This window comes from Mesorhizobium sp. WSM4312 (assembly GCF_002294875.1).
Classification (GTDB): Bacteria; Pseudomonadota; Alphaproteobacteria; order Rhizobiales; family Rhizobiaceae; genus Mesorhizobium.
In genome coordinates this window covers 696,531-705,816 of sequence record NZ_NSFU01000001.1, presented here as the reverse complement: position 1 = coordinate 705,816, position 9,286 = coordinate 696,531, and the positions used below count along the sequence as shown (strand labels likewise).

Annotated in this window: 10 protein-coding genes; 5 read left to right on the top strand and 5 right to left on the bottom strand. The window is 63.2% G+C overall.

All coding sequences use genetic code 11. From position 1 onward, the window contains the following. On the bottom strand, window positions 1–244 hold a 244-nt coding region (locus tag CK228_RS03330), incomplete at its 3' end, for an SDR family NAD(P)-dependent oxidoreductase (protein WP_143750567.1). Window positions 245–345: 101 nt separating this feature from the next. Between CK228_RS03330 and uxuA the strand changes: the two genes are divergently transcribed. Continuing rightward, window positions 346–1,530: a mannonate dehydratase gene (uxuA, locus tag CK228_RS03325; protein WP_095786864.1), complete on the top strand. Its 1,185-nt coding sequence runs from the start codon at window positions 346–348 to the stop codon at window positions 1,528–1,530. A 13-nt stretch (window positions 1,531–1,543) separates the two neighbouring features. Here uxuA and CK228_RS03320 read toward each other — a convergent pair whose 3' ends face one another. Both CK228_RS03320 and CK228_RS03315 read right to left on the bottom strand, forming a co-directional pair. Beyond that, the gene (locus CK228_RS03320) at window positions 1,544–2,401 is read right to left on the bottom strand and encodes a sigma-70 family RNA polymerase sigma factor (protein ID WP_095786863.1); all 858 of its coding nucleotides are present in this window, start codon (window positions 2,399–2,401) and stop codon (window positions 1,544–1,546) included. Next, window positions 2,401–2,877 (bottom strand): carboxymuconolactone decarboxylase family protein, encoded by a 477-nt coding sequence (locus CK228_RS03315; protein ID WP_095786915.1) that lies wholly within the window; start codon window positions 2,875–2,877, stop codon window positions 2,401–2,403. Before CK228_RS03315 ends, CK228_RS03320 begins: the two co-directional genes overlap by 1 nt. A gap of 272 nt (window positions 2,878–3,149) precedes the next feature. On the opposite strand from CK228_RS03315, the gene CK228_RS03310 reads away from it, so the two are divergent. Continuing rightward, the gene (locus CK228_RS03310) at window positions 3,150–4,589 is read left to right on the top strand and encodes an FAD-binding oxidoreductase (protein WP_095786862.1); all 1,440 of its coding nucleotides are present in this window, start codon (window positions 3,150–3,152) and stop codon (window positions 4,587–4,589) included. Between the two features lie 124 nt (window positions 4,590–4,713). Here CK228_RS03310 and CK228_RS03305 read toward each other — a convergent pair whose 3' ends face one another. Beyond that, complete coding sequence (locus CK228_RS03305; RefSeq protein ID WP_245437955.1) at window positions 4,714–4,917, bottom strand: hypothetical protein; 204 nt, start codon at window positions 4,915–4,917, stop codon at window positions 4,714–4,716. 522 nt (window positions 4,918–5,439) lie between these two features. Between CK228_RS03305 and CK228_RS03300 the strand changes: the two genes are divergently transcribed. The 3 genes from CK228_RS03300 to CK228_RS03290 all read left to right on the top strand — a co-directional run bounded on the left by CK228_RS03300 (window position 5,440) and on the right by CK228_RS03290 (window position 8,088). Next, on the top strand, window positions 5,440–6,459 hold the full coding sequence (locus tag CK228_RS03300; RefSeq protein ID WP_095786861.1) for an isopenicillin N synthase family oxygenase: 1,020 nt from the start codon (window positions 5,440–5,442) through the stop codon (window positions 6,457–6,459). Window positions 6,460–6,757: 298 nt separating this feature from the next. Then, window positions 6,758–7,447 (top strand): SDR family NAD(P)-dependent oxidoreductase, encoded by a 690-nt coding sequence (locus CK228_RS03295; RefSeq protein ID WP_095786860.1) that lies wholly within the window; start codon window positions 6,758–6,760, stop codon window positions 7,445–7,447. A gap of 389 nt (window positions 7,448–7,836) precedes the next feature. Then, a complete protein-coding gene (locus CK228_RS03290; protein ID WP_095771358.1) occupies window positions 7,837–8,088 on the top strand; it encodes a DUF768 domain-containing protein in 252 nt (83 codons plus the stop codon). A 59-nt stretch (window positions 8,089–8,147) separates the two neighbouring features. Here CK228_RS03290 and CK228_RS03285 read toward each other — a convergent pair whose 3' ends face one another. Continuing rightward, window positions 8,148–9,284 carry a P1 family peptidase gene (locus CK228_RS03285; protein ID WP_095771357.1) on the bottom strand — a complete coding sequence of 379 codons (1,137 nt, stop codon included), beginning with the start codon at window positions 9,282–9,284 and terminating at the stop codon, window positions 8,148–8,150. Between the last annotated feature and the right edge of the window lie 2 nt (window positions 9,285–9,286).

Genomic DNA, 9,286 nt, shown 5'->3' with positions numbered 1-9,286 from the left:
CGCCGAATTTCACGACGCCGGCGACTACCGCGTCGCGAACCTGATCGGTAACGGACACGTCGACCGTTTGCACCAGCGCATCCGCTCCGGCCTTGGCAAGGCTTTCCTGCATGGCGGCATTGGCGGCTCTGTCGATGCCGCAGGCGACGATCGCCGCACCGCCCTGCGCCAGCCGCCTTGCGGTGGCGAGCGCGATGCCGGTCGTCCCCGTCACCAATGCCACCTTGCCGTCGAAATCGTTCATCGCAGGAGCTCCTTCATGCGCAACAAAAACCCGGTTCTGAGTTTGACACTCATCGTAGTCAAACAATAGGTTGCCGGTCTCTCGCAAAAAGGACAGTTGCAATGGAACAGTGCTGGCGCTGGTATGGTCCGGATGATCCGGTGACACTCGATCATGTCAGGCAGGCCGGTGCCACCGGAGTGGTTTCGGCGCTTCACCACATCTACGATGGCAGGGCCTGGCCCGAAGCCGATGTGCTCGAGCGCAAACGGATCATCGAGGCCGCCGGCCTCACATGGTCGGTGGTCGAGAGCATCCCGGTCCACAATTCCTTCAAGATCGGCGCGCCGGAACGCGAGCGCTACGCCGGCTACTATCGCGACAGCATCCGCACGCTCGCCAAGGCAGGCATCAAAACGATCTGCTACAATTTCATGCCGGTGGTGGACTGGACGCGCACCGACCTCATGTATCGCCTGCCGACTACCGGCTATGCCTTGCGTTTCGACGCCATCGATTTTGCCGCCTATGACCTTTTCGTGCTGCAGCGCAAGAACGGCGTCGCCAGCTATACGCCGGCGCGGATCGCCGAAGCCGAGAAGCGGCTGAAGGCGTTGACGCCAGAGCAGGTCGATCAGATCGAGCGCAACCTCATCGCCGGCCTGCCGGCAACCGAGCGCAAGTATGACCGCGACAGTTTCCGCGAGGCTTTGACGGAGTATGATGGGATTGGGCCTAAGGAGCTGCGCGACAACCTCGCCTGGTTCCTGCGCGAGATCATTCCGGTCGCCGAAGAGGAAGGGGTACGCATGTGCATCCATCCCGACGACCCGCCCTTTTCGCTCTATGGCCTGCCGCGCGTCGTTTCGACCGCGCAGGATGCTCGCTTCATCCTCAGCGCCGTCGACAGCCCGGCCAATGGGCTGACCTTCTGCACCGGCTCCTACGGCACGCGCGCCGACAACGACATCGTCGCCATGGTCAAGGAATTCGCCGACCGCATCCATTTCGTCCATCTGCGCAACATCACGATCGAGGAGGACGGCTCGTTCTACGAAGCCGAGCATCTCGAGGGCGGCACCGACATGGCGCATGTCATCCTGGCTCTGATGCAGGAGGAGGCACGCCGTCGCAAGGAGGGCCGTGCCGACTGGCGCATCCCGATGCGGCCGGACCATGGTCACCTGCTCGCCCACGACATCGGCAAGAAGAAGATCAATCCCGGCTACTCGCTGATCGGCCGGCTGAAAGGCCTCGCCGAGTTGCGTGGCATCATGCGTGCCGTCGAGCAGTTCGGGCTGGCCTGACCAGCCAGGCACCTCAATGCAGGTGCCTGAGCTTGTCGGGATTGCGCACGACGTAGATCGCCGCGATCTTCCCATCCTCGATGTCGAGTGCGGTGGTCTGGAGTTCGCCATCGGCTTCCAGGGTAACGAACCCCGGCAATCCGTTGATGAAACCGACGCGGACAAGCTTCGAGCCATGCGTGCGCAACCAGGCGGCGACCTGTTCATACTGTCTCATGACGGCATCCAAGCCCAGGGCCGGCTGCGTGGCCGCCGGGCGCTTGCCGCCACCGTCGGCATGGGCGATGACATCGGTCGCCAGCATGGCGCCAAGCGCCTTCATGTCGCCGCTGCGCGAGGCCGTGAAGAAGGCCTCGGCCAGCGCCAGGCCGCGTTGCCTTTCCACCGTGAAACGGGGCCGCGCCTCGCGGACATGGCCACGCGCCCGGGCCGCGAGCTGGCGGCAGGCCGCCGGGTCGCGCTCGATGGCGGCCGCGACCTCGTCGAACCCGAGCCCGAACACATCGTGCAGCAGGAAGGCGGCACGCTCGAGCGGAGACAGGCGCTCCAGCACCAGCATCAGCGGCAAGGTTACGTCCTCCACCTCGTCCTCTTCCACAACGGGGTCGGGAAGCCAGGGGCCGACATAGGTCTCGCGTTTGTGCCGCGCGGATTTGAGCTGGTCGAGACACAGCCGCGTCACCGTGCGGCGCAGGAATGCCTCGGGTTCGCGGACGGCACTGCGGTCGGCCTTCATCCAGCGGATGAAGGCCTCCTGCACGGCATCCTCGGCGTCCGACACCGAGCCCAGCATGCGGTAGGCGACACGCATGAGCTTTGGACGCAGCGGGCCGAAGCCCGCCGCGGCGTCATCGGGCGCTGAGCTAGTCATCAGACCGCGGCCACCCGGGCGGCCTTCACGGCAGCCGGGTCGGCATACAGGCCGAAACCGACGGCGATGCGGTTCCAGGCGTTGATGATGTTGATCGTCAAGGTAAGCTTGATCTGCTCCTCCTCCGTGAAATGCGCCTTCAACGCATCATAGGCGCTTGCATGGCTGGTACCTTCCGAGAGCCGGGTCAAGGCCTCGGTCCAGCCGAGTGCGGCGCGTTCGCGGTCGCTGTAGCAGGGCGCTTCACGCCAGGCGGGCAAAAGGTAGATGCGCTGCTCGGTTTCCCCGTTCTCGCGCGCTTCTGTGGCGTGAAGATTGATGCAGTTGGCGCAGCCATTGATCTGCGAGGCACGCAGCTTCACCAGTTCGGTGAGGCCGTGCTCGAGACTGGCGGCGGCGGAGAGCTCAATCGAGGATCGCTGCCAGTTCTTCATCAGCGAAGGGGCGGCGGCGAAGAGGTCGATTTTTGCGGTCATGGTGGGCTTCCTTCTGTTGGTGCCGACCGCATGACGAGGCAGCATCTGCAGTGTGACATGTCTGCCAGGATTTTTTGTCCGCCATGCATCGTTCCCCTCAGTTGCTCCAGAATGCTTCGCGGCGTCGGCCAAGCGACCTTCGACTGGTCACCGCCCTTGATGCGCGCCAAGCGGCGGCTCACCGTCTGGCGTAACTTGCGCGATGTCTAACATAAGAGCAGAATTGAAGGCGTTTGAAGGAGATCGGCTCATAAGCAAATCGGGAGGAAACCATGAACACCATGAGCCTCACCACGCTTGATCGCGGCAAGACGACAATCGACGCCGCAACCATCGAAACGCTTTCGGCACAATTGCGCGGCACACTGCTTCAGCAGGGGGACGCAGCCTACGACGAGGCCCGCACCATCTGGAATGCCATGGTCGACCGGCGCCCCGGGGTGATCGTGTGTTGCGTCGGCGCCTCCGACGTCATCCGTGCCGTGAATTTCGCCAGGGAAAACAGGCTTCTCGTCTCCGTGCGCGGCGGCGGCCACAACATTGCCGGCAGCGCCGTCTGCGATGGCGGCCTGATGATCGATCTGTCGCCGATGAAGTCGGTGCGGGTCGATCCCGCCGCACGGCGGGCATGGGTTGGACCCGGCGCCACGCTCGCCGATGTCGACCGCGAAACGCAGGCCTTTGGGCTGGCGGTGCCGACCGGCATCAATTCGACCACCGGCATATCAGGCCTGACCCTGGGCGGTGGCTTTGGCTGGATCACCCGCAAATTCGGCCTGACAATCGACAATCTTGTCTCTGCCGATGTGGTCACCGCCGACGGCATGTTGCTGCGCGCCAGCCAGACGGAAAATCCGGACCTGTTCTGGGCACTGCGTGGCGGCGGCGGCAATTTCGGCATTGTCACGGCATTCGAGTTTCAGCTCCACCAGATGGGTCCGCAGGTTCTGTCGGGGCTTGTCGTGCATCCCTTCGCCGATGCCGAGAAGGTGCTGGAGGAGTATCGCAACGCGCTCGAAACAGCGCCCGACGAACTGACCTGCTGGGTGGTCATGCGCCAAGCGCCGCCGCTGCCCTTCCTGCCGGCCGAGTGGCATGGCAAGGATGTTCTGGTGCTGGCCATGTGCTATTGCGGTGATCTCCAGGCGGGAGAAAAGGCGACGAAGAAGCTTCGCGCCATCGGCTCGCCGATTGCCGATGTCGTCGGCGCCAACCCGTTCGCCGGCTGGCAGCAGGCATTCGACCCATTGCTCGTCCCCGGCGCCCGCAACTACTGGAAGAGCCATGACTTCACCGAACTCTCCGACAGGGCAGTTGAGGTCGTCACCGAAGCGATACGTGAGCTTCCTGGCCCGGAATGCGAGATATTCATCGGCCATGTCGGCGGTGCGGCGGGCCGTGTGGCGCAGAACGCGACGGCGTTTCCGCAACGCAGCTCGCACTTCGTCATGAATGTTCATGCCCGCTGGCGCGAACCGGCAATGGACAGGGCCTGCATCGGCTGGGCGCGCGGCCTCTACGAGGCGGCCAAGCCCTATGCCGCCGGCACAGCCTATGTGAACTTCATGCCTGAGGACGAGGTCGACCGGGTGGAAGCGGCCTATGGCGGCAATTACCAGCGGCTTCTGGAGATCAAGCAGCTCTATGACCCGCTGAACCTGTTCCGCATGAACCAGAATTTGTGGCCGAAACAAAGCCGGCGGGCCGCCTGAGCCGCCCGCATGGCAGTGACGAAAGCCCGCGCCTCCGCTACAGGCGCGGGCTTTCGCATGGCCATGGGTCTGGCTCCTCCGCGGCTCAGTTCACGTCGGCTGCCACCGCGTCAGGCGCTGGTCCTCACGAAACCGTCTCCGTCTCATGTGCGGGCAGCGCCGCCGCCAGCCGGTTCGCCCACTCCTCGATGCCGGCCCGGTTCGCCAGCAAATCCTGCCGGATCTCGACGAGGACGGCGGGGATGCCCCGATCGTCGCCATCGACAGGCACGGCGTAGTCGGCGTCGCGGCTGACCACATAGGGCACGTTGGCCGGCCCGAGCCGCATCTCGCGATCTCCTCTTGAGCGATCGGCCCCTCAGGGAACGGGACCAAAGCGATTAACGCCGGTCTGGACAATCGCCCTCGAGACAATAGCTCTCAATTCGACAGGAACGGGTAGCTGAAAGGTGGTTGCCAATAGTGTTTGATATTACGGCGGACTGTTGCCGTGATGTGGCCCAATCAAATCGCCGAATGACAGGCACGATTTCGCCCTTCTGCCTTGTACTTGCGGGCTGAAAGGACGGTGCTATCGAAGCAGCCGCCGAGCGAGGCGGAGCGGCCCCGCTTCGCCTGAATTCCTTCGGACCGCGCTCATCATCCGCTTGTCCCTGCGAATGGAAAAATTGTTCGTCACGGCCGCGCCTAAGGGCCGATCGTTCCTTTCCCGCCCATCCGAAGTCGATAAGACTAGCGCGCAATGATAGCGGTTAGGGTGGCGCAAAAAGTGCCTGCATGTTTAATCGGCTGGGTTTTTCGGACGGAATTTTCAAACAACATCCGGAAAGCACTGGGAAAGGAGCTTGATATGCCCAGAATAGTGCCTGTGCTCGATCTGAGCCGTCTTGAACAAGGCGCGTCGGAACGCCGGACATTTCTGGCGGATCTTCGTTCCGCGTCGCGCGACATCGGCTTTTTCTATCTGGCCGGGCATGGCATCTCCTGGGCGGAGATCAGCGAGGTGCTCACCGCGTCGCGCCAGTTCTTTGCCTTGCCGAAGGCCGACAAGCTGGCGATCGAGATGGTCAAGTCCTCGCAGTTTCGCGGCTACACCCGAGCCGGCGGCGAACTGACCAAGGGCAGGGAGGACTGGCGCGAGCAACTCGACATCGGCGTCGAACGCCAGGCAATCGCGCAAGGGCCGGGAATTCCCGCCTGGACGCGGCTGCAGGGACCGAACCAGTGGCCCGCGGCGCTGCCGGATCTCAAACCGGCTCTGCTTGCCTGGCAGAGCAAGGTGACGGCCGTGGCGATCCGGCTGCTGAAAGCCTTCGCGCAATCGCTCGATCAGCCCGAGGATGCCTTCGATCCGATCTACAGCAGCGAGCCCAACCATCGCATGAAGATCGTGCGCTACCCCGGCCGTGATGCAACCGATGGCGACCAGGGTGTCGGCGCGCACAAGGATGGTGGCTTCCTGACACTGCTGCTCCAGGATGACAATAAGGGGCTGCAGGTCGATTATGACAGCAGCTGGGTGGATGTGGACCCCATCCCCGGCACGCTCGTCGTCAACATCGGCGAATTGCTCGAACTGGCCTCCAACGGCTATTTGCGCGCGACCGTGCATCGCGTGGTGACGCCGCCCGCCGGCGTCGAGCGCATTTCGGTGCCGTTCTTCTTCAGTGCCAGGCTCGATGCGACGATCCCGCTGCTTGGCCTTTCCGAGGAACTGGCGGCACAGGCACGCGGGCCGGCCAGCGATCCGGACAATCCGCTGTTTCGCGATGTCGGAACCAATGTGCTGAAAAGCCGGCTACGCTCGCATCCCGACGTCGCTCGGCGCCATTATGCGGATCTGCTCGAAGGGGAAAGCCGGGTTGGCTGACCTTCCTCCGTAAGAAAGGACAGGATTTTCGCCATTCTGCCCGATCTTTGGAAAACAATTCGTCGTATCTGTCCGCGAATCGGTTCAAAAGAGCAAAATCCGTTCGGTGTTTTCCTCCCATTTCGCCGAGCGGTGTTCCCCTCTGAAGGTTATGACCTTCTTTTTGGCCGGGCCGGTTTCGCGCCCGGCCTTTTTCTAGCCACGTTGCGCGTTGCCGTCGCCGCGCTGATCCGGCAAGTTCACCGCAGCTCATTCGCCAGCCATCGACCGCGGTCCCGTGGAAAGAAGGAGAGGTTTCATGACATCCAATGTCGCAATTATCGCCGGTGCGGGTTCCGGCTTGAGCGCCTCGCTGGCGCGCCTCCTCGCGAAGGAAGGGTTCAGCGTCGTTCTGGCCGCCCGCAACATTGAGAAGCTTGGTGCCTTGCAGGCCGAGACCGGCGCGCAGGCCGTGGCAACGGATGTTTCCGATGCCGCGTCGGTGGAGCACCTGTTCGATGTCGCCGACAAGGCCGGTCCGCTCTCGCTGGTGATTTTCAACGCCAGCGGACGCGCCCGCGGACCAATAGCCGAACTCGATCCCGAGGCCGTCCGTCAGGCTTTGCTGGTTGGCGCCTATGGCGGGTTCCTGGTTGGCCAGCAGGCGGCTCGCCGGCTTGTCGCGCGAGGATCGGGCTCGATCCTTTTCACCGGCGCGACGGCCAGCGTGAAGGGGTTCGCCGGCTCCGCCGGTTTTGCCATGCCAAAATTCGGCTTGCGCGGGCTGGCCCAGTCCATGGCCCGTGAACTGGCGCCGAAGAACGTCCACGTCGCGCATTTCATCATCGATGGCGCCATTGCTTCAGCCGCGTCCGGACAGGAGTCCGGGCCGCAGGATCGCCGGCTGTCCCCGGACGCGATCGCCGAGGCCTATCTCTCCATTCATCGCCAGCAGCGCAGCGCCTGGACCTGGGAGATGGAGCTCAGGCCCTGGGTTGAGACCTTCTGATGGGGCTGGCGAGGTGCGACGTTCCGGGAGTCGACATTGCATGGGGATATCACTATATAGCGGCGGCTTCGACCGGCGCGCCAAGCGCAGCCCTCCGGAGCGACTGTGAAAATGTGTTACGCATTGCGCCATCATTTGTGACGAAAAATCGGCTGGAAAACCGGAAAAGCAAATAGAAACAGTGGCGCGAAGCTGGATTGATCCAGCTCACGGAAGCAACCCTCCAGAATCAGAAATGTGCTTGAATCCTCGATTTCCTTCGGCTCTGTGGACCCTGCACGGCATTGACTTGCCGGCTGGCCGCGACTCGGCTGGAATGGGAGGATGCATCCTTTGCAGGATGCCGACGTTTATGATTACCAACGGCTTTGCCGCCAGGGAACAGTAGTATGAGTGAACACGCGATCGAGTTCTTGCGGGGATGGATCGGCGAAAAGGTCCATTGCCAGTCCCAGGCCAGGATCGACAAGCAGGCTGAGACCTTGGCCAGGGAATGTGCCGCCAAGGCTGCGGAAGTCGGTATTCCCCTGGAAGATATCCAGGAAGAAGTCGGCGACATCCAGGAACTCATTGCCTCCCGGCTCGAGGAGGCCGCCGAGGCCGACGAGGACCAGCATGCGGTCAGCAAGGCCGCGGAATAGATTTTACCCGGAACTCTCTGTTATCTGAATGCGCGGGCCCTTCGGCCCGCGTTGTCGTCTCAGCCGAACGTTTCTTTCAGCCCGAATTTCTCTTTGACCCACGCCTTCGGCAGCGCCGGCACGAAATTGCCGTCGCGCCCGGTCATGTCGTCATTGGCGGCCAGGGCGTTAAGGATCGATTCCTCCACCGTCTGGATCACCGCATCGAAGAATGGATCGATGTCTGTATCGGGAATGAAATCGGCCTTGGCGATCCGGCCCGACGGCGCAAGTGCGGCGGCAGGATTGGCTGTCGAGAAGGCGAGAAAGATGTCGCCCGAACTGTGATAGCCAAAGCCGCCGGTCATCGCGACGCCCAGCGGCACCCGGCGTGCCAGCCGCTTCATCTGGTGCGGCAGGAACGGCGCATCGGTGGCGACAACGGCGATGATCGAACCCTTTTCGGCGCGCGGCGTGCCTTCGCGGATCGCGGGCTCCGCGAGTTCGGATCCGGCGCGCAGGCCACGAACGGTGAAATTGCGCCGCTTGCCGAAATTCGACTGCACGAAGGCGCCGACCGTGTAGGAATTTCCCTGCCACCCTATGATGCGCGACGCCGTGCCCGAGCCGGCCTTGAAGCCGAAAGTGATCATGCCGGTGCCGCCGCCGACGCTGCCTTCCTCGACCGGGCCGCCGGTTGCGCCATCGAGTGCCTGGGCAACGTGCTCTGATGTCAAATGGTGGCCATTGATGTCGTTGAGAAACCCGTCATAGGTCTCCGCCGCCACCGGCAGGCCCCAGGCGCTGTCGACCGCGATAGGCAGTACGCGTTGCATCCAGCGCAGCGTGCCATCACGCGAAACACCGCAGGAATGCGTGTTGGTGATGGTGATAGGGAAGTTGAAAGCGCCGGTTTCCTCGATGATGTGCGAGCCGGTCAGCTCACCATTGCCGTTCTGGCTGAAGATGCCGGCGAAGACCGGTGTAGCCAGGTCGGCGCGCGGTCTGGGCAGGATCGCCGTGACACCGGTGCGCACCGGCCCCTTGCCGACGACGAGCGGCCCGTCGCCTGAAATCAGCGTCGCATAGCCGACCGCGACACCGGGCACGTCGGTGATTGCGTTGAACGGCCCGGGCGTTCCGTCGAAACCGATGCCGAAGCTGCGTGCGCGCGGCTTGCCGCTCGGCGTGGCCAGATGGTGCGGATTGTCGGTCATGG